The organism is Streptomonospora nanhaiensis (assembly GCF_013410565.1).
Lineage (GTDB): Bacteria > Actinomycetota > Actinomycetes > Streptosporangiales > Streptosporangiaceae > Streptomonospora > Streptomonospora nanhaiensis.
Map to the genome: position 1 here is coordinate 5518184 of NZ_JACCFO010000001.1, position 19521 is coordinate 5537704.

Here is a 19521-nt window from a genome sequence, read left to right on the forward strand (position 1 = left end):
CCGCCGTCCCCGACGAGACCACCTGGAGCCCGCGATGAAACTCCTGATCCACCTGCTTGACGACCGCGGCCGGCGCGCCCGCGGAGACGGGGGATACTCCACCGAGACGGTCGTGGTCATCGCGCTGCTGGTGGCGATGGCCATCACGGCGGTCGGGTTCATCTCCGCGACCGTCCTGGAGCGCGCCCAGAGCATCACGCTCGAATAATGGCGCGCTCCACGCCTCGTTCGGGGCGCCCGGTCGCGCACCGGACGCGCCCCCGGGCCGACGACGACCGGGGCAGCGCCGAGGTGGCCGTCGCCACCCCGCTGCTCCTGCTGCTGGTGCTGCTCGTCGTCCAGGTCGCCGTGTGGATGCACGGCGACCACACCGCGGCGAGCGTGGCCCGCCACGCCGTGGAGACGGCGCGGGCCGCCGACTCCGCCGGCGCCCAGGCGCAGGCCGAGGCGTTCGCCGACGAGATCGGCGGCAGTGTCCTGGGCAACCGCGTCATCGTCGTCGAACGCGGCGAGGTCAGCGTGCGCGTCGTCGTCGAGGCCGAGGTCCCCAGCCTGATCCCCGGCCTGACCTGGCCGGTGCGCCACGAGCTCACGGCGCCGGTGGAGCGCTTCGTCGAGCCGGGAGAGGCGGGAGGGGCCGCGCCGTGACCTCCGCGACCCTGCGCGCCGCGCCGGTGGCCGCCGGCGGGCCCGGCGGCGACCGGGGCTCCATGGCCACCGAACTCACCGTCCTCACCCCGATGCTGCTGCTGTTCGCCATGCTGATGCTGCTGGCCGGCCGCGTCACCGGCGCCGCGGCCACCGCCGACGAGGTCGCCCACGCCGCGGCGCGCGCGGCGTCCCTGGAGCGCACCCCCGCCCAGGCCGACGCGGCGGCCGCGGCCACCGCCGAGGCCGCGCTGAGCACCCACGGGCTGGTGTGCGCCGACTACGCGCTCACCGTGGACCACGGCGGCCTGCTGCCCGGGGCGGCGGTGCACGCCGTCCTGGAGTGCCATGTCGGGCTGGGTGACCTCGTCGGGCTGGACGTGCCGGGCACCCACACCATCGAGGGGGAGTCCACGGTCGTGGTCGACACCTTCCGGGGGCAGCCGTGACGGCGCCGGGCCCCGCACCCCGCACCGCGCCGGCCGCCGCACCCGCCGGGCGCGGGCGCGGCGACTCCGGCCAGGCCACGGCGTTCGTCGTGGTGCTGGCGACGTCGTTCGTGCTGTGCCTGGGCCTGGTCTTCGACGGCGGCGGCCTGCTGCGGGCCCACAGCGGCGCCCACCTGATGGCGCAGGAGGCCGCGCGGGTCGGGGTCCAGCAGATCGACTGGGCCGCCTACCGCTCCGGAGCCGAGGAGGTCGGGCTCGACCCCGTCGAGGCGAGCCGGGCCGCCCAGGCGTTCCTCGCCGACGCCGGAGCCACCGGAACCGTCACCGTCGACGGCGACACGGTCACCGTGACGTGCAGTGTCGACTACGGTTTCGTGCTGCTGCCCATCGGCTCCACCACGGTCGAGGCGACCGCCAGCGCCCGCCCCTACACTTCCCCCGCCGCGTCCGCTCCATAGCGACCGTGATCCGTGGAGGCGATATGAGCACCATCCGCCGGCTGAGCGCCCTGCTGCTGGCCCTGGCCGTCCTGGCCGGGCTGCCCTACGTGCTGCTGTGGCACCTGCCCTGGCCGTCGCTGGACCTGTCGTGGGAGACGGCGCTGGTGCACGTGCGCAGCCTCTCCGCCCCGCCGGGGGTGGCCATGGCGGCGCTCATCGTCGCCCTGTGGGCCGTCTGGGGGCTCTACGCCGCCGGAATCGCCGCCGAGGTCATCGCGCGCGGGCGCGGGGGGCGGCTGCCGTTCCGGCCGCTGGGCCCGCTGCAGGTGGTGGCCGCCACCGCGCTGGGCGCCACCGTTGCGGCGCCCACGCACGCGCTGGCCGACACCGTCCAGGTGGAGTCGGTGGACCCCGGGGAGCTGAACCTGGACGCCCCGGAGACGCCGCGCCCCCAGGTGGAGGAGTCGCCGCCGGCCGACCTCGACGACGGGCCCGCCGCCCCCGGCTCCACCGTCGAGCGGTCGCGCACCGTCGCGGGGTTCGCGCTCAACTCCGACCGGCTGACCGACCCCATGCGCGAGGACCTCACCAAGGTCGCCGACATGATCCGCGACTTCGGCTCCGCCGACCACACGGTCCACATCACCGGACACGCCGACAAGACGGGGCCCGAGGACTTCAACCGGCAGCTGTCGGAGCAGCGGGCGCGCGCGGCGGCCGACTTCCTGCGCGAGAAGCTGGGCGACGACGCGCCGCGCATCGAGACCGAGGGCGCGGGCTCCACCGACCCCCGCGAGGGCGACCTGGCGGCCCAGCGCCGGATCGAGGTCGACTACACGGTGGTCAGCGGCCAGCAGCCCGACGCGGCGCCCACCACCGCCCAGGACCGGCCGGCCGCCGAGACGCCCGAGGCCGCGCCCGCCCAGGACGCGCCGGCCGAGGCCGACGCCGGAGGCGGCGCGGACGGCGGCGGGGCCGATACCGCCGGGGCGGGGGAGGGCGCCGACGCGGCCACCGACTCCACCACCGAATCCGCCGCCGGCGAGGCGGGCGAAGGGGCCGAGGAGGGCGCGCCGGTCGTCGCGCCGCCCGTCCTGCCGACCTCGGCCGGGGGCGACACCCCCGACTTCTCCGTGGACGTCGAGAACCCGGCCGTCGTCGGCGCCATCGCGGTGGCGGGCATCGTCGGCGGCTACGCGGCGGGCCGCGGCGGGGTGCGCCTGGCGGGCCTGCGCCTGACGCTGCCGCGCCCCAAGGTCGGCGGCAGACCGCCCAAGCCGCGCGCCCTGCCCCCGGCGCCCCCGCGGCCCACGGTGGCCGACGACATCGACGAGCGGGTCACCGTGGAACTGGACCACGTGCCCGGCCTCGGGCTCACCGGTGCCGGGTCCTACGCGGCGGCCCGCCGCCTCGTGGTCAACGCGCTGGGCGACCCCGAGCAGCGGCCCGCGCGCATCCTGCTGACCGACGCGCTGGCCCAGCGGTTCCTCGGCGGCGAGGCGTACGGCGCGCTGCGCGCGCACCCCCGCGAGGAGGTGCGGATCGTGGACACCATGGAGGACGCGCTCGCCGAGCTGCAGCGCGAGCTGCACGAGCGCGCGGCCGACCCGCTGACCTCGGCCGAGGGCGACCCGCTGGTGCTGGTCACCGAGCCCGACGCGCGCCACGAGACGGCGCTGTCGGGGCTGCTGCTGCACGGCCAGCGGCGCGGGATCACCGCCGTCGTGCTGGGCCGCTGGCCGCTGGGCGGCAGCTGCGCGGTGGCGGCGGACGGGCTGATCACCGAGACCAGCCCTCCGCTGAACCCGCTGTTCCACGCGTCGTGGCCGGGGGCGAGCCAGGAGGACGTGGCGGCGGCGGTGCGCGCCCACGCGGGCGCCGGGGAGGCCGGGGACGCCGCGACGGACGCGGAGCCCGCTCCGGCGGCGCCGGCCGGCGCGGTCGACTGGGAGGCGCTGCCGGAGCGGCCGACAGCGGAGTCGGCCGGGCCGGCGGCCGACCGTGCCGACACCGAGCCGGCGGCCGAGCCGATCGCCGCCCCCGCCGGTGCGGAGGAGCCGGTGCGGCCGATGCCCCGCAAGGCCGGCCGGCGCGGCCGGGCGCGGTTCCGCCGCCTGGCGGCCGAGTCGCCCGGCGACCGCGGCGAGCGGGTGACCGACGCCGACGGGTTCTCCGCGGCCCTGCTCCCCGACACGGGCGCCGCCGACGATGCCGAGGCGGGCGCCGAAGTCACGCCGTCGGCACCGGGCACGGCCGCCGAGGAGCCGACCCGCGACTCCCGCTCCCAGCGCGCCAACGGCGCGGGCGGCCCCCAGCCGACCGGCTCCGCCGCCCCGCCGGTCCCAGGCGCGCGGCCCACGCCGGCCGAACCGGCAGAGGCGTCCGCGCCTGCTCGGTCGCCTGATGCGCCCGACGCGGCCGTGCCGGCGGCCCTCGCCGTGCCCGCCCCGCCGACCGAACTGCCCGGCGCGGTGCCGGGCGTGGGGCGATACGCCCCTGTCGGCCCGGTCTCGCCGCTGCGGCGCGATGGCGGCGCCGGCCGACCCGGTCGGCCCGCCCCCGAGACGGCGCCCGCCGACGCGTCCGCCGGCGCGGCGGCCCCGCCCGAGGCGGCCGAGGACCCGGCGCGGACGGAGCGGACCGCACCGCCGCGCCGCCCCGGCGCCGGCGCGGCCGGCGGCACCGCCGCCGAGGTCTCCGCCGGCACCGGGCCCGCGCCCGCGGACACCGAAGCGGAGAAACCGCCCGCTCCCGCCGGGACGGCCGTGCCGTCGCGCCGGCGCGGCCGGTTCGCCCGGCTGGGCGACCGCGCCGAGAGGACGAGCCGCGCGGCGGACACGGCCGGGCAGCCGCCCGCCGCCGCGCCGGCGCCCGACGAGGGAGCCGACAACGCGGCGACCTCGGGCCCAGGCTCGGGTGCCGCGCCGCGCCGGAGCGACCTCACCCCCCGCGCGGCCCGGGTGCGGCGGATGCGGGAGGTGCAGGCCGACGCCGACCGCGAGGAGGCCCGGCCGACCGGCGACGCCGCCGACCGCGATCCCCAGGGCGCCGCCGACCCCGCGGGCGCCGACGGCGACACCGACCACGACGGCGGCTCGCCCCGCCTGCCGCGCAAGCCCAAGAAGGCCGGCCGAGGCCGCGCCTGGCGCCCACGCGAGACCACCTGAGACCCGCGCCCCCCGGCCGCCCCGACGCGGCCCGGGACGGCCCCGGGCGGCTCCGCCGCCCAAGGAGCGGCCGGCGGGAGCCCTGGCGCTCGCCCGCCGCCCGCGCCTGGAGCGGGTCGGCCGCCCACATGGGTGTGCCGCGGGCTTGCGGAAGGGACGGGCGCTGTCCCGGTCGGCCCCCGCGTTCGCCCGCCGCCCGCGGCCTGAGCGGTCCGGTCGCGCGGGCACGCCCCTCGGCGTGCCCGGGATCGGGACGCGCGTGGGCCGGTCTCTCGGCGTGCCCGGGAGCCGCCGTGCCGGGCCCTTCGGCGTGCCGCGCGGCCGGAGTCGGCCACCCGGTCGGGGAATGGAGTGCGTAACACCTGACCTGGGCGTCCGTGCGCCCGCGGCGCCCCGGCGGGTGATCGGCGTGTGCCGGACGGCGGTGTTCCCCGAGGGGGTAAGGTGGCCCCCGCCCGCGACTCCCGGCGGGGGCGCCCCGGAGCCCTCTCCGGCCGCCGCGCGCCTTCGGCGCCCGCGCCGCGCCCGCTCCCCCGTCCAGGGTGCCCCGGCGGTGCTTTCGTGCGGTGTGGTTGTCGGCACACCGCCGCTTCCGCGCAGGTGAGGACGTTGCGGACACGCCCGGCCACCCCTCGTGGTTTTCCCCGGGATGACCAGCGGGAAGACCCGCGGCGGTTGCGCGGGGGACTTGCGTGGCTGGTGTGGCGGTCGTAGGTTGACCACAACATCTAGTGCTCGTCGTGGAACACGCGGCCTAGAAATTGTGCTTTAGTAGGTACCCGTTCCTTCGGGGGCGCCCGTGCGGCGGGTGTTCCGCGAGGCGGACCAAGCGCCCTTCGCCGCCGGGACACCGGCGCTGACGCGCATGCGCGCGGCACGCCGGCCCGGCCGGTGCGGGGGCGCCGCGAGAGACGACGACGATCTTGGGGAGGCGCATCGGCGTGCACTGTCCGTTCTGCCGCCATCCCGACACCCGGGTGATCGACAGCCGCTCCACCGACGACGGCGCGGCCATCCGGCGCCGCCGCTCGTGCCCGAGCTGCGAACGCCGCTTCACCACGCAGGAGACCGTGCTGCTGATGGTCGCCAAGCGCTCGGGGGTCACCGAGCCCTTCTCGCGGAGCAAGATCGTCGCCGGGGTGCGGCGCGCCTGCCAGGGGCGCCCGGTCACCGAGGACGCCCTCGCCAAGCTCGGCCAGCGGGTCGAGGAGGAGATCCGCTCGCGCGGAGTCGCCGAGGTCCCGGCACACGAGATCGGCCTGGCCATCCTGGGTCCGCTGCGCGAACTGGACGAGGTCGCCTACCTGCACTTCGCCTCGGTCTACCGCGGGTTCGAGTCCCTGGCGGACTTCGAGCACGAGATCGCCATGCTGCGGGCCGACCGGGAGAAGGCGCGGCACGAGGACTAGCGCGCGGCGGCGGCCGGGCGAGCACGGCACGCACCGGTCCCCACGGCAGTGGGGCGGTGCCTGGTATGGGTTCAGATGAGGAGCAGGGGGAGCGAGATGACGGAGACCGCCAGCGGGGCGGCCCGCAAGGGCAAGGACCGGCGCAAGGGCCTGAAGATCGAGCGGGTCTTCACCACGCCGGGCGTGCACCCATATGACGCGGTCGAGTGGGAGCGCCGGGACGTCGTCATGACCAACTGGCGCGACGGGTCGGTCAACTTCGAGCAGCGCGGCGTCGAGTTCCCCGCCTTCTGGTCGATGAACGCCACCCAGATCGTCTCCAGCAAGTACTTCCGGGGGGCCCTGGGCACCCCGCAGCGCGAGTGGAGCCTCAAGCAGCTCGTGGACCGGGTGGTGGGCACCTACACCGCCACCGGCCGCGCGCACGGCTACTTCGCCACCGACGAGGACGCCGAGATCTTCGACCACGAGCTGAAGCACGCGCTGATCCACCAGCTGTTCAGCTTCAACTCGCCGGTCTGGTTCAACGTGGGCACGGCCTCCCAGCAGCAGGTCTCGGCCTGCTTCATCCTCTCCGTGGACGACACCATGGAGTCGATCCTCGACTGGTACAAGGAGGAGGGGATCATCTTCAAGGGCGGCTCGGGGGCCGGGGTGAACCTCTCCCGCATCCGCTCCAGCAAGGAGCTGCTGTCCTCGGGCGGCACCGCCTCGGGCCCGGTGTCGTTCATGCGCGGCGCCGACGCCTCGGCGGGCACCATCAAGTCCGGGGGCGCCACCCGCCGCGCCGCCAAGATGGTGGTCCTCGACGTCGACCACCCCGACATCGAGGACTTCGTGGAGTCCAAGGCGCGCGAGGAGGACAAGATCCGCGCGCTGCGCGACGCCGGCTTCGACGTCGACCTGGGCGGCGCCGACATCGTCAGCGTGCAGTACCAGAACGCCAACAACTCGGTGCGGGTCTCCGACGCCTTCATGCGCGCCGTCGAGACCGGCTCGGACTTCGGCCTGACCTCGCGCACCACCGGCGAGGTGCTGGCCACCGTCGACGCCAAGGAGCTGTTCCGCAAGATGGCGCGGGCGGCGTGGGAGTGCGCCGACCCCGGGCTCCAGTACGACGACACCATCAACGACTGGCACACCACCCCCGAGAGCGGGCGCATCACCGCCAGCAACCCCTGCTCGGAGTACGTCCACCTGGACAACTCCTCCTGCAACCTCGCCTCGATCAACCTGCTGAAGTTCCTCGGCGACGACGACACCTTCCAGATCGACACGTTCGTCAAGCTCACCGAGCTGATCATCACGGCGATGGACATCTCCATCACCTTCGCCGACTTCCCCACCGAGAAGATCGGCGAGACCACCCGCGCCTTCCGCCAGCTGGGCATCGGCTACGCCAACCTCGGCGCGCTGCTGATGGCCACCGGCCACGCCTACGACTCCGACGGCGGGCGCGCCGTGGCCGCCGCCATCACCTCCCTGATGACCGGCACCGCCTACAAGCGCAGCGCCGAGCTGGCCGGGGTCGTCGGCCCCTACGAGGGCTACGCCAAGAACGCCGACGCCCACAAGCGGGTCATGCGCAAGCACGCCGCCGCCAACGACGACGTGCGCACCATCGGCGACATGGACCGCGCCATCCACACGGCGGCCACCGCGGCGTGGGAGAAGTGCCTCAAGACGGGCGAGAAGAACGGCTGGCGCAACGCCCAGGCCAGCCTGCTGGCGCCCACCGGCACCATCGGCTTCATGATGGACTGCGACACCACCGGCATCGAGCCCGACTTCTCGCTGGTCAAGTACAAGAAGCTGGTCGGCGGCGGCTCCATGCAGATCGTCAACCAGGCCATCCCGCGGGCGCTGAAGAACCTCGGCTACCAGCAGGAGCAGGTCGAGGCGATCGTGGAGTACATCTCCGAGAACGGCCACGTGGTCGACGCCCCGGGCCTGCGCCCGGAGCACTACGAGGTGTTCGACTGCGCCATGGGCAAGCGCTACATCAAGCCCATGGGCCACGTGGAGATGATGGCGGCGGTCCAGCCGTTCCTCTCCGGCGCGATCTCCAAGACGGTGAACGTGCCCGAGGAGGCCACCGTCGAGGACTTCGAGCACATCTACTTCCAGGGCTGGAAGCTGGGGCTCAAGGCACTGGCGGTCTACCGCGACAACTGCAAGGTCGGCCAGCCGCTGTCCACCGGCTCCGGCGAGAAGAAGACCGCGGACACCCCGCAGGAGGCGCCCGCGCCGCAGGTCGTGGAGGTCAACCGGCCGGTGCGCCGGCGCCTGCCCAAGAAGCGGCCCAGCCAGACCGTGTCCTTCTCGGTCGGCGGCGCCGAGGGCTACATCACGGCCGGCTCCTACCCCGACGACGGGCTGGGCGAGGTCTTCATGAAGCTCGGCAAGCAGGGCTCGACCCTGGCCGGGGTGATGGACGCCTTCTCCATCGCGATCTCCATCGCGCTGCAGTACGGGGTCCCGCTGGAGACCTACGTCGAGAAGTTCACCAACATGCGGTTCGACCCGGCGGGCATGACCGACGACCCCGACATCCGCATGGCCCAGTCGGTGGTGGACTACATCTTCCGCCGCCTGGCGCTGGACTACCTGCCCTACGAGGAGCGCGCCGCGCTGGGCGTCCTCTCGGCGGAGGAGCGCCGCGCCCAGGCCAACGGCGAGGACCCGGCCCAGGTCGCGGCCCAGGTGGAGTCCTACGCCCAGTCGGCCCCGGTGGCCCCGGCCGAGAGCGCGGCGGAGTCGACCGGCGAGCAGGGCGCGCGCCCGGCCCCCAGCACCGAGGTGCACACCACCACCGAACTGGTGGAGCGCCAGCAGGGCTTCGTCGCCGACGCCCCGCTGTGCGTCACCTGCGGCACCAAGATGCGCCCGTCGGGCAGCTGCTACGTCTGCGAGGGCTGCGGCTCCACCAGCGGCTGCAGCTGACGCCGCACGGCACCGCGGCGGGGAGGACTACCCGCCGCGGTGAGCGCTGACGGCCTGTGAGGGGGAAGCCGGCCCCGCCGGCTTCCCCCTCGTCGTGTCCGCAGGAGCCCGCCGGGGACGCGCCCGGCGGGCTCCTGCGGACACGGCCCCCTCGGCCGCCCGCGGCCGGGGCGGGCCCCGACCGGGCCGCCCGGTGGGGCGCGGGTGCCGGGCGGTGGTGGAAAAACCGTCCGACCTGGGGAGCGGGGCCGGTCGGACCGGTCTGGTCGGGGCCGGGTGCGGCGGTCGAGATCACGGGGCCCGCGATGGGGGAGTGGTACGGGCGCGGCCGCGTACGGGCGTCGTCGCCGAGCGCGCCCGGGGCCTCACGCGGTGCGAGAACGCCTCTTGCGCCCCAGAAGGCACGCTTTTAGCATCGGGGCAGCGCAGGGGAAAGCCAACCACTGCCACACGAACACTACTCCCACCGCATCCGTCCCCACACGGATGCTGCTCCGGGCCGGCGCGGGCCGGCCCCGCCTCCCATCTCCCCGACTCCCTGCTCCGAGGACGACGAGATGCAGCCCCGCCCACGGCCCACCGCCCGCCGCGCCGCCGCCCCGCCCCCCGGCCGCGCGGGCCGCCCCGGCCCGGGCCGCGCCCCCGCCGCCGTCCCGCCCGCCGCCCGCGGCGGCACCCGCTCCCCCCGCGCCGCGCGGGGGAGAGGCGAGGCCGGCACCGCCGCCTCGCACGCGGACGCCTCGCGCTCCGCCCCACCACGCCGCCGGTGCCCGGCCGCGCCTCCCCGCGCCGGGCGCCGGCGGCGCATCCCCTGAAAGCGGGCGCGCCGCGCACCGGCGACCGGTGCGCGGCGCGCCCGCCCTGCCCCCATCAGAAGGGATCCCCCCCCATGATCGACCGACGGTCCTTCCTGCGCGGAGTGGGCGCCGCGGCCGTGGCCGCCCCGCTCCTCGGCGCCGCGGCCTGCGGCGCGCGGCCCGGCGCCGCCCGGCTCACCGACGGCGCCCAGGCCGGCGCGCTGCCGGTGTCCTTCGTCAACAACAGCGGCTACCCCGACAGCGCCGTGCGGGTCTACATCGTCGGCACCGACCTGGCGACCGGGCAGCAGTGCCGCGTCACCCGCGACGGCGCCGCCGCGCCGGTCCAGGAGTCCGACAACGCCGACAACGGCTTCACCGACTACGCCATCCCGCTCACCGAAACGGCCGGGCTGACCCTGCCCTTCATGTCCGGCCGGATCTACCTCGCCCTGGAGGACAAGCTCCGCTTCAAGGTCGTGGCCGACGGCAACGGCCGCCCCGCCCTCCAGTACCCGGCCGGCTGGGTCGAGAGCGACCCCAACTACACCGTCCTGCACGACACGGTCGAGTTCACGCACAACGACACCGGCATGTACTGCAACACCACCATGGTCGACCAGTTCAGCGTGCCCCTGGCCATCCGGCTGAGCGGCGAGCGCGAGCAGACCACCGGGGCCCTCAAGCCCGGCGGCCGCGCCCTGGTGTTCGACGAGATCGCGGCCCACCCCGACTTCTCCCCGCTCGTGGTCGGCGACCGGCTCCGCGTTATCGCCCCCGGCCACGGCATCGACAGCGGCCGCTTCCCCGCCGACTACTACGCCGCCTACATCGACGAGGTCTGGGCCCGCTACGGCGGCACCGACCTGCGCGTCACCACCAACACGGGCACCTTCACCGGCCGGGTCGACGGCTCCGGGCGCCTGGCCTTCGGCGGCGGTGTCGCGCCCTTCGCCCGCCCCTCCACCCGCGACGTCCTCTTCTGCGACGGCGCCCTGGCGGCACCCAACGACGGCGTGACCGGCCCGGTCGCCGCGATCCTGGGCGCCGCCTTCAACCGCTCGACCCTGCTCACCACGGCCGAGCACCCCGTCACCGACCCCGCCGCCTTCTACACCGCCCCGACCACCAACCACTACGCCCGCGTCATGCACGAGGCCAGCGAGGACGGCCGCGCCTACGGCTTCGCCTTCGACGACGTGTCGGAGTTCGCGTCCTACATCCAGGACCACGCCCCCACGTCCTTCGAGGTCACCCTCACCCCGTTCTGACCCGGCACCGAGCCCGAGGGCGGACCCGGCCCCCCGGCCCGGTCCGCTCTCGGGCGGCGTACGGCGCGTACCTGACGTACTCGACGTACGTGGCGGTGGCTGGGGTGGTGAGGGCGACACCGAGGAGGTACCGCCATGGCCGCCGCCGTGCACTTCGACGGCTACACAGAGGCGAGATCCCACTTCCGAGCGCTGCTAGCGGAGGCGGCGTGGCCGGAGGCGGGCACCGACACGAGGACGGGCCACCGGGTCATCGGCTGATTACTCCGCTCGCGCGATGGGTAACCCGTCGTCACCGATCGGAAGGTGATCGACATGCTGATCGCTGAGATCCTGCGTGCCAAGGGCACGCGGGTCGAGACCATCACACCCGACGCGACAGTGGCCGACCTCCTCACCCGCCTCGCCCGGCGCAACATCGGCGCCGCCGTGGTCGTCCGCGACGGCACCGTGGCGGGCATCGCGTCCGAGCGCGACGTCGTGCGCCGGCTGGAGCAGCGCGGCTCCGGCCTCCTGGCCGACCTTGTCTCCGAGATCATGACCGCCGCCGTCATCACCTGCGCGCCCGACGACACCGTCGACACGCTCACCGTCGTGATGACCGAGAACCGCGTCCGCCACGTCCCCGTGCTGTCCGCCGGCCGCCTGGTCGGGATCGTCAGCATCGGCGACGTCGTCAAGAGCCGCATCCAGCAGTTGGAGCAGGACCGCCGGCAGCTGGAGTCCTACATCACCCAGGGCTGAGGCCCGCGCCCGGGACCCGGCGGACGGCGCCGTCCCACCGGGCCCGGCGGCGGCGCGGGGCCGCCCCGCGCCGCCGGCCCCGGCCTCCCGCCGGGGTCAGTCGCGCCCGCCGCCCCGGCGGTCGGCCAGGACGTGGGCCGCGGCCCCCGTGGCGGCCGTGACCGCCAGCACGGCGGGCCAGGCGCCCATCCGCTTGGCCAGCGGGTGGGCCAGACCGAACGCCCCGCTGTAGACCGCCGACAGCGCGGCGGCCGTGGGCAGGCCCGCGCTGCGCCGCCAGCTGCGGAACGCCGCCGCGCCGCAGGCGGCCAGCACCGCGCCGCCGAGCCGGCGGTTCTTGGTGGTCCGGGCCGCGGCGTACCCGCCGATCAGGCCGGCCGTGGTGTAGACGCTGCTGGGAACCCTCATCTGCACTCCTGTCGCATCCGGGCGGCACGGCCGGAACCGGGCGACCCCGGCCGCGCTCCACCGCCGACGCTACCCCCTCGCCGCCCGCCCGCTCGGCCGGACGCCCCGGAGCGGACGCGCTCCCGCCGGGTCATCCGGCGCGGGACCCCTCCAAGCGGCCGCGCCCCTGCGGACGCCTCCGCGCTCCCGCCCGTCCATCCCGCGCGGCCGCTCCCGGCAGGTGCTCCGCGGACGCGCCCGCGCGCGCCGCCGGCCGCCCCGGGCCGCGCCGTGCGCGCACGCGGACTCAGTAGGCGGCGGTGAACCGCGCCCGGAGGTGCCGGGGCCGCTCGGCCTCGTCCAGCAGGACCGAGGCGAGGTCGCCCATGGAGATCCGCGAGACGCCGCGGGCGTCCACCACCAGTTCGTCGCCGCCCAGCCGGTAGCGCCCGGTGCGCCCGCCCGGCTCCAGCAGCGCGGGCGGGCTGAGGTAGGTCCAGGCCGCACCGGTCGCGGCCCGGCACACGGCCAACTGCTCGGCGCACGCCCGCGCGATGGCCGCCAGGTCGGCGGGGAAGTCCGGCGCCTCCATCACCGTGGTGCCGGTACCGGGCACGGTCAGCGTGGCCGCGCCGCCCACCAGCAGCAGCCGGGCACCCGTGCGGCCGACCCCTGCCAGCAGCGACCGCGCCGTGTCCACCAGGTCGGACTCGCGGCCGGGCGCCGGCCGGGTCGCGCCCACCACCACGTCGCTGTCTCGGCTCAGCTCCGCCACGTCGGCGGCCTTCCCGGCGTCGCCGGTGCGGAGTTCGGCCCCCGCCGGGACCTCGGCGAACCGCTCCGGGTTTCGGACGACGGCGGTGACCGCGTGGCCCCGGGCGAGTGCCTCGGCGACGACGTGCCGGCCGACGCTTCCGGCGGCTCCGAAGACGGTGATACGCATGGCTGTTTCCTTCCAACGAGGGTGGAACGGGTTGGGGGAGAGGGGGAGGGGGAACGGGCGGCGGGCCGCGGCCGATGCGGGCCTCGGGCGTGTTCCGCGGGTACCCGCTCTGCCGCGCGGCGGCCCTGGCGGCGGTTCCCGCGCCGCCGCGTTCCGCGCTTCGCCCGGCGGGCGCGCCCGGCCGTCCCCGGCGCTCCGGCGGGGACCGCCGGCGTCCGGGACCCGGCGCGGTCCCGCGAGGGCGGCACCGCGGGCGCGGGTACCGCGTGGAGCGCGCCTAACCGCGCCGGGCCGCCCAGCGGCGTTCGGCCGCCCAGGTCGCGAACGTCGCGGCGGCCAGCGCGCCGCCCAGCGCGCTCGCGCCCGGCCAGCCGGCGGCGACCCACACCACGGGGGCCAGGGCCGAGCCCGCCGCGCCTCCGGCGAAGAACGCCGTCATGAACGCCGAGTTGACCCGGTTGCGGATCTTCTCGCCCAGCCCGTAGACGACGTTCTGGTTGGAGTTGAGCACCGCCTGCTGCGCCGCGTTGAGCACCAGCACCCCGCCCAGCAGCCACGGCAGGGACTGCCCGCCCGCGCCGATCATCGGCCAGGCCAGCGCCAGCAGCAGCGCGCCGCCGCCGGTCACCCACTGCGTCAGCCCCCGGTCGGCCAGCCGCCCGGCCACCGGGGTGGCCAGCGTGCCCGCCACGCCCACCAGGCCGAACAGGCCGATCGCGGCCTCGGTCCAGCCGTAGCCGGGACCGGCCAGCAGGAACGTCACCGCCGTCCAGAACAGGGTGAACGACGCCATCGACAGCGCCCCGATCGCCGCCCGCCACCGCAGCACCGGCTCGTCGCGGAACAGCGACAGCGTCGAGCCCAGCAGCCGCGGGTAGGACAGCCCGGCCGGCGTGTGCAGCCGGGGCAGCCGCCGCCACAGCAGCACCGCCACCGCCGCCACGAGCACGGCGTGCACCCAGAAGACGGTGCGCCAGCCGCCCAGTTCCGACAGGCCCCCGGCGAACGTGCGGGCCAGCAGGCTGCCCAGCAGCAGCCCGGTCATCACCGTGCCCACCACCCGGCCCCGCCGCGCGGGGTCGGCCAGCGCCACCGCGAAGGGCACCACGACCTGCGCGGCCACCGAGGCCAGCGCCGTCAGCAGGGTGCCCGCCAGCAGCACCGGCCCGTTCGGCGCCGCCGCGCTCACCAGCAGGAACGCGGCCGTGGCGCCGAGCAGCCCCACCGCCAGCCCGCGCCGTTCGACCAGGTCGCCCAGCGGCACCAGCAGGATGAGGCCCAGCGCGTAGCCGACCTGGGCCGCCGTCACGACCAATCCGGCGCCGGTGGGGCCGAGGTGCAGGTCGCGGCCGATGACGTCCAGCAGCGGCTGCGCGAAGTAGTTGCCCGCCACCGCCAGCCCCGTGGCCGCCGACATCAGCAGCAGCAGGCCGCCGCCCAGCGCGTCGCCCGCCCGTGTTCCGGGTGGCCCGGCCACCCCCGCGCGCTCGCCGCGCGTCTGTGTGATTGCCATGCCCTCAGCCTGCTGCGAAAGCATTCATGAGTCCAACACATGTTTGTCATCGGATCGATCGTGCGGCACGATCGATCCCATGGAGCTGCAGCAGATGCGCTACGTCGTGGCCGTCGCCGAGACCGCCAACTTCACCCGCGCCGCCGAGCGCTGCCTGGTCGTCCAGTCGGCGCTCAGCCACCAGATCGCCCGCCTCGAACGCGAACTCGGCGCCCGCCTGTTCGACCGCACCAGCCGCCGGGTCCGCCTGACCCCCGCCGGCGAGGCGTTCCTGCCCGCCGCCCGCCAGGCCCTGGAGGCCGCCGAGCGGGCGCGCGCCGAGGCCGCCGCGGCGGTCGGCGAGGTCCGGGGCCCGCTGGTCATCGGCGCCATCCCCACGGTGGCGGCCGTGGATTTGCCCGCCCTGCTGCGCGACTACCGGCCGCGCCACCCCGGAGTGCGGGTCCGGCTGCGCGTGGGCGGCAGCGAGGAGCTGGTCGAGCAGGTTCGGCAGGGCGGCATGGACGTCGCGTTCCTCGGCCTGCCGCTCGGCAGCCGCCCCAAGGGCGTGCGCGTCCGCGAACTCGCGCGCGGCGATCTCGCGGCCGTCGCCTCCCCCGACCACTGGCTTTCCGGCCGCGCCGAGGTGGAGCTGCGCGAGATCGCCGACGAGACCTTCGTCGACTTCTCCGCGGGCACCGCCGGGCGCGCCCAGTCCGACCAGGCGTTCGCCGCCGCCGGCCTGACCCGCGAGGTCGCCTTCGAGGTCACCGCGCCCGACTTCATCACCCGCCTGGTGCGCATGGGCCTGGGGATCAGCCTGCTGCCCGCCGCGTTCGTCCCCGAGGTCCCCGGCGTGGTCGCCGTCCCCATCCGCGACGCCCCCGCCCGGGTGGAGTACCTGGTGTGGAGCCGCTTCCGCCCCGCGCCGCCGGCCGCCGCCCTGCTGGCCGCCCTCGGCGTGGGCCCCGAGGACGGCGCCGCCTAGCCTCGCCCCCCGGAGCCGCCCGACGGCGTCCTCCGTTATGGCCGCTTGCGGACATGGATAGGCGATAGTTATCGGACGGCCACTAACAACCCGCCCCTGATATGGGACGATGCGGGGACTCTCAGCAGGAGCCGCGGAACCGCCCACCCGCCGCCGGCGTCATATCCGCAGTTCCGCAACCCAGCAAGGAGTCGATACCTATGTCCTTCGCGCAGACGGTGCGCGGGGCCGCCTCCTCGATCGCACAAGGGGGCGATCCCCGGCAGGCGGTCTCCGACGCGCTCGGCGAGGCGGCCGAGGGGTTCGGGCCCGATCCGCGCGACTTCCTGGCCGCCCGCGAACAGGGCGCCTCCGTGGGAACGCGCATCGAGCAGCAGACCACCTCCCTCAACAACGCCGGCGAGGCGCTCAACCGCAGCTCCTTCGAGCGCGGCTCCGGCGGCCCCGTGCACGTGATCTGCCCCATGGTCATCCCCCGGGGCCGCACCTTCACCGCCATGCTGCCGGTGATCCTGCTGCTCATCGTGGGTGTCGTGGGACAGGTCGTGACCTTCCCGGTGTCCATGGCCACCGGCCCCTTCCTCAACCCGTTCTTCGGCGTGCACTACTGGGTGCTGCTCGTCGCCATCGCCGCGTTCCTGTGGTGGCGCCAGGGCCTGGTGATGGTGCCCGACGGCTGCGCCGCGCTGATCACCCGCTTCGGCAAGCTGGAGCAGATCGTCGGCCCGGGCCGCGTCACCCTGTTCAACCCCTGGAAGCGGGTCTCCTACATCGTCAACACCACCCGCGAGTACCCCTTCAACGCCCCCATCCGCGAGGCGCCCACCAAGAGCGGCGTCAAGGCGTCCATCGACCTGTTCGTGCAGTTCAAGATCGAGGACCCCGAGCAGTTCATCTTCGTGCTGGGCGCGGTGCAGGGCTTCCAGGAGAAGCTCAACAACGCCATCAGCGAGGTCACGCGCAGCCTGATCTACGACCAGCAGGCGTCGGAGATCTACGACATGGTCGGCGAGAACACCGCCCGCCTGCTGGAGCAGCTCAACCAGCAGTTCCTGCCCGCGGTGCGGCTGACCAACGCCAACATCACCCACGCCGAGCCCTCCAGCCAGGAGTACCGCATGGACCTCGCGGCTCCGGAGATGGTGCGCGTGGCCAAGGAGGCGTACACCTACGAGTACGAGCTGCAGCTCCGCAAGGAGCAGAACGAGGGCGACCTCAACAAGGAGCTCGCCTCGCTGAACGAGACCCTCTCCGCCATCCAGGCCGACATCGCCCAGTACCAGGCGCAGATGGACACCGCCCTGGAGCGCGAGACCAACCGGGCGCGCGCCCAGGCCCGCGAGCGGTTCGTCGAGGCGGAGTCCACCGCCAACGCCAACGCCGCCCTGCTGGAGGCCCAGGCCCTGGACATCCGCGCCGTCAGCGCGGCCGAGGCGCCCGAGATCCTCAACTACCGCTACCAGCAGGACCTGCTGGACAAGCTGGAGTCGGTCGCCGACAGCCTGCCGCAGGTACTGCACATCGGGGGCGCCGACGACACCAGCGTGGACTTCCTGCGCGTGGCCCAGAACATCATCGGCGAGGCCGAGGCCCAGCTCTTCTCCGACGAGGACATGGCCGCCATCCGCAGCCGCCTCTCGGAGATCTCCCAGCGCATCGCCGACCGCGAGGCCGAGATCGCCCGGGTGCTCCAGGCCGACGAGGACACCGTCGAGGCCGCGCCCGTGCCCGAGCAGGACCCCAACGCCGACCGGATCGAGGAGATCCGCCAGTCGGTCGCCGACAACACCGTCGAGCAGCGGCTCGGCGCCTCCGGCGGCGCCGCCGCACCGCAGGCGCCCCAGCAGTCCCCGGCCGAGGGCGAGTTCCCCGCCCCTGACGGCCCGCCCGCGCCGTGGCCGCAGAACGGCGCCCCCGGCCCGAACGAGGGAGGTCCGCGATGAGCCAGCAGTCGGCCGAGCCCGGCAAGGGCGGCTCCAGCATCAAGGAGGCCCTGGCCTCCTGGAACGACATCGCGCGCCTGCTGCGGGGCGGCGACCAGGGCGCCCTGGTGCCCGTGGTCATCCCGCGCGACGGCCGCGGCCTGCGCTGGACGGTCCTGGTCTGGGCGGCGTTCTACCTGGTCACCACCGCCCTGCTGCTGGCGATCGTGGGCGGCCCGCTGCTCGCCTGGATCGCCGTGCCCGCGCTCGTCCTGGCCATGGCCGCGCTGCTGCTGGGCCTGCTGTGGTGGTGGCGCTCCTCCATCGTGGAGATCGAGCAGGGCACCGTCGGGGTCCTCACCCGCTACGGCGCCGTCGTCGGCCAGCTCGACCCCGGTCGGCACTACCTGTGGAACCCGTGGGCGCGGGTGGACTTCGTGGTCGACATCTCCACCGAAATCCCCTACACCGCACCGGTCCTGGCCTGCCCCACGCACGAGAACGTGCCGCTGAAGTCGATCGAGTTCTTCCTGAAGTTCCGCATCACCGACGCGGTCGCCTTCGTGCGCGGCATCGGCGCCAGCAACTTCGACCTGGTGCTGTCCAACGCCGTGCAGGACGCCATCCGCCAGCGCAGCCGCCAGGTGCGCACCGAGAGCGCCTACGACCTGCGCGGCTCCGACGTCGCCGACATGCAGGAGCTGCTCAACCGGCAGCTCAGCCGCTACGGCGTGCGCATCATGGGCTGCAACATCCCCGACGTCCAGCTGCCCAACCAGTACCAGCAGCACCTGGCCACCCGCGAGCGGGTCGCCAAGGAGCTGGTGGCCTACGAGCAGGAGTGGGAGCTGACCCGCAAGCGGCGCATCGACACCCTGCTCATGGACATCGAGCGGTCCAAGAAGACCCGCGACGCCAAGATCGTCGAGGTCAACGCGGCGCTGAACAAGGCCCGCAAGGACGTCGCGCAGATGCTGGAGGAGCAGGAGACCGAGGCCCAGCGCGTCCGCTACGAGATCGAGACCCGCGGGCGGGCCGACCTCGTCGCCGCGCAGAACGAGGCCAAGGCCCAGCGCCGCCTGGCGACCTCCTACCGCGACAACCGCGCCGTGCTGCGCTACGAGCTGGCCCGGCGCCGCCTGGACGTGGGCGCCACGCTGGCCGAGCGCGCGCCCCAGCCGGTGGTCGTGCGCACCGACGGCAACGGGGGCGACTCCTCCGCGCTGTCCACCCTGCTGCTGGCCCAGTTCCTGCCCGAACTGGCCGGGCGCCGGGGCGGCGGCAAGGGCGGCCGCACCCGGCTGGGCGCCGGCAACCGCGGCGGCGACGACCTCGCCGACTCCGCCCAGGACGTGTTCCGGCACGCCCAGGGCGCCGTGGCCGCGGCGGCCGAGCACTCCCAGCAGGCCGCCGAGGACCTGCGGCAGGAGCAGCAGGACCGCCAGGGCTCGGGCGGCGGCCGCAAGCAGCGCCGCCGCTGAGGCCGCGCCGCCGCGCGGCGGACAGCGCGGCGGGCACAGGGAAGGGGGAGGCCGTCCGGCCTCCCCCTTTCGCGTGCGCGGCGGCGCGCGCTCAGGCCGCGTGGGCCAGCGCGCCGTAGCCGCAGTCGATGTCCACCCCGTGCCGGGCGGCGATCTCCACGAGGTCCTCGATCTCGCCGGCCTGGACCAGGCACAGGTCCTCGTCGCCGCGCGCACGCGCCGACTTCAGCGCGGCGACCGCGTCGTGGATGCGCAGGTGCAGTGTTGTCATGAACTCGGTCATCTCGTCCCCGTCCCTGCAGACGTCAGTGCGAGCCTTTGTCGCGGCTCCATGTCTACCGGGCGTTGATAAGAGGAAGGTGAGACGGCGCGCCCGCGGGCGCGCCAAGAGCCGGTGAGAAGGCCCACGCGGGGCCGGGGAACCCGGGCGTGTCGGCGCG

At 75.3% G+C, this 19521-nt stretch carries 16 protein-coding genes; 12 read left to right on the forward strand and 4 right to left on the reverse strand.

Annotated features, from left to right (window positions below; translation table 11 throughout):
* Positions 1 to 34 precede the first annotated feature (34 nt).
* The 9 genes from HNR12_RS24360 (at position 35) to HNR12_RS24400 (ending at position 11868) form a co-directional block, all read left to right on the forward strand.
* Positions 35 to 208: a hypothetical protein gene (locus tag HNR12_RS24360; RefSeq protein ID WP_179769737.1), complete on the forward strand. Its 174-nt coding sequence runs from the start codon at positions 35 to 37 to the stop codon at positions 206 to 208.
* On the forward strand, positions 208 to 648 hold the full coding sequence (locus tag HNR12_RS24365) for a TadE/TadG family type IV pilus assembly protein (RefSeq protein ID WP_179769738.1): 441 nt from the start codon (positions 208 to 210) through the stop codon (positions 646 to 648). The genes HNR12_RS24360 and HNR12_RS24365 overlap by 1 nt, the downstream gene beginning before the upstream one ends.
* The gene (locus HNR12_RS24370) at positions 645 to 1097 is read left to right on the forward strand and encodes a TadE/TadG family type IV pilus assembly protein (protein WP_308118699.1); all 453 of its coding nucleotides are present in this window, start codon (positions 645 to 647) and stop codon (positions 1095 to 1097) included. Before HNR12_RS24365 ends, HNR12_RS24370 begins: the two co-directional genes overlap by 4 nt.
* On the forward strand, positions 1094 to 1555 hold the full coding sequence (locus HNR12_RS24375) for a hypothetical protein (protein ID WP_308118700.1): 462 nt from the start codon (positions 1094 to 1096) through the stop codon (positions 1553 to 1555). The genes HNR12_RS24370 and HNR12_RS24375 overlap by 4 nt, the downstream gene beginning before the upstream one ends.
* 23 nt (positions 1556 to 1578) lie before the next feature.
* Entirely contained in the window at positions 1579 to 4704 is a 3126-nt protein-coding gene (locus tag HNR12_RS24380; protein ID WP_179769739.1) for an OmpA family protein, read from the forward strand.
* Positions 4705 to 5645: 941 nt separating this feature from the next.
* On the forward strand, positions 5646 to 6113 hold the full coding sequence (nrdR, locus tag HNR12_RS24385; protein ID WP_179769740.1) for a transcriptional regulator NrdR: 468 nt from the start codon (positions 5646 to 5648) through the stop codon (positions 6111 to 6113).
* A gap of 96 nt (positions 6114 to 6209) precedes the next feature.
* Positions 6210 to 9056 carry a vitamin B12-dependent ribonucleotide reductase gene (locus HNR12_RS24390; protein ID WP_179769741.1) on the forward strand — a complete coding sequence of 949 codons (2847 nt, stop codon included), beginning with the start codon at positions 6210 to 6212 and terminating at the stop codon, positions 9054 to 9056.
* 889 nt (positions 9057 to 9945) lie between these two features.
* Positions 9946 to 11124: a glycoside hydrolase family 64 protein gene (locus HNR12_RS24395; protein WP_179769742.1), complete on the forward strand. Its 1179-nt coding sequence runs from the start codon at positions 9946 to 9948 to the stop codon at positions 11122 to 11124.
* Between the two features lie 315 nt (positions 11125 to 11439).
* Entirely contained in the window at positions 11440 to 11868 is a 429-nt protein-coding gene (locus tag HNR12_RS24400) for a CBS domain-containing protein (RefSeq protein ID WP_179769743.1), read from the forward strand.
* A 96-nt stretch (positions 11869 to 11964) separates the two neighbouring features.
* Here the strand turns inward: HNR12_RS24400 and HNR12_RS24405 are convergent, their stop codons facing one another.
* The 3 genes from HNR12_RS24405 to HNR12_RS24415 form a co-directional block, all read right to left on the reverse strand.
* Positions 11965 to 12276, reverse strand: a complete 312-nt coding sequence (locus HNR12_RS24405; protein ID WP_179769744.1) for a hypothetical protein — start codon at positions 12274 to 12276, stop codon at positions 11965 to 11967.
* Between the two features lie 286 nt (positions 12277 to 12562).
* Entirely contained in the window at positions 12563 to 13198 is a 636-nt protein-coding gene (locus HNR12_RS24410; protein WP_179769745.1) for an NAD(P)-dependent oxidoreductase, read from the reverse strand.
* 277 nt (positions 13199 to 13475) lie between these two features.
* Positions 13476 to 14711: an MFS transporter gene (locus HNR12_RS24415; protein ID WP_217781765.1), complete on the reverse strand. Its 1236-nt coding sequence runs from the start codon at positions 14709 to 14711 to the stop codon at positions 13476 to 13478.
* Between the two features lie 79 nt (positions 14712 to 14790).
* Between HNR12_RS24415 and HNR12_RS24420 the strand changes: the two genes are divergently transcribed.
* The 3 genes from HNR12_RS24420 (at position 14791) to HNR12_RS24430 (ending at position 19081) form a co-directional block, all read left to right on the forward strand.
* Positions 14791 to 15678, forward strand: a complete 888-nt coding sequence (locus HNR12_RS24420) for a LysR family transcriptional regulator (protein ID WP_179769746.1) — start codon at positions 14791 to 14793, stop codon at positions 15676 to 15678.
* Positions 15679 to 15878: 200 nt separating this feature from the next.
* Entirely contained in the window at positions 15879 to 17621 is a 1743-nt protein-coding gene (locus HNR12_RS24425) for an SPFH domain-containing protein (protein WP_179769747.1), read from the forward strand.
* The gene (locus HNR12_RS24430) at positions 17618 to 19081 is read left to right on the forward strand and encodes an SPFH domain-containing protein (RefSeq protein WP_179769748.1); all 1464 of its coding nucleotides are present in this window, start codon (positions 17618 to 17620) and stop codon (positions 19079 to 19081) included. Before HNR12_RS24425 ends, HNR12_RS24430 begins: the two co-directional genes overlap by 4 nt.
* Positions 19082 to 19172: 91 nt before the next feature.
* Here the strand turns inward: HNR12_RS24430 and HNR12_RS24435 are convergent, their stop codons facing one another.
* Positions 19173 to 19364, reverse strand: a complete 192-nt coding sequence (locus HNR12_RS24435) for a hypothetical protein (protein ID WP_179769749.1) — start codon at positions 19362 to 19364, stop codon at positions 19173 to 19175.
* Positions 19365 to 19521 lie beyond the last annotated feature (157 nt).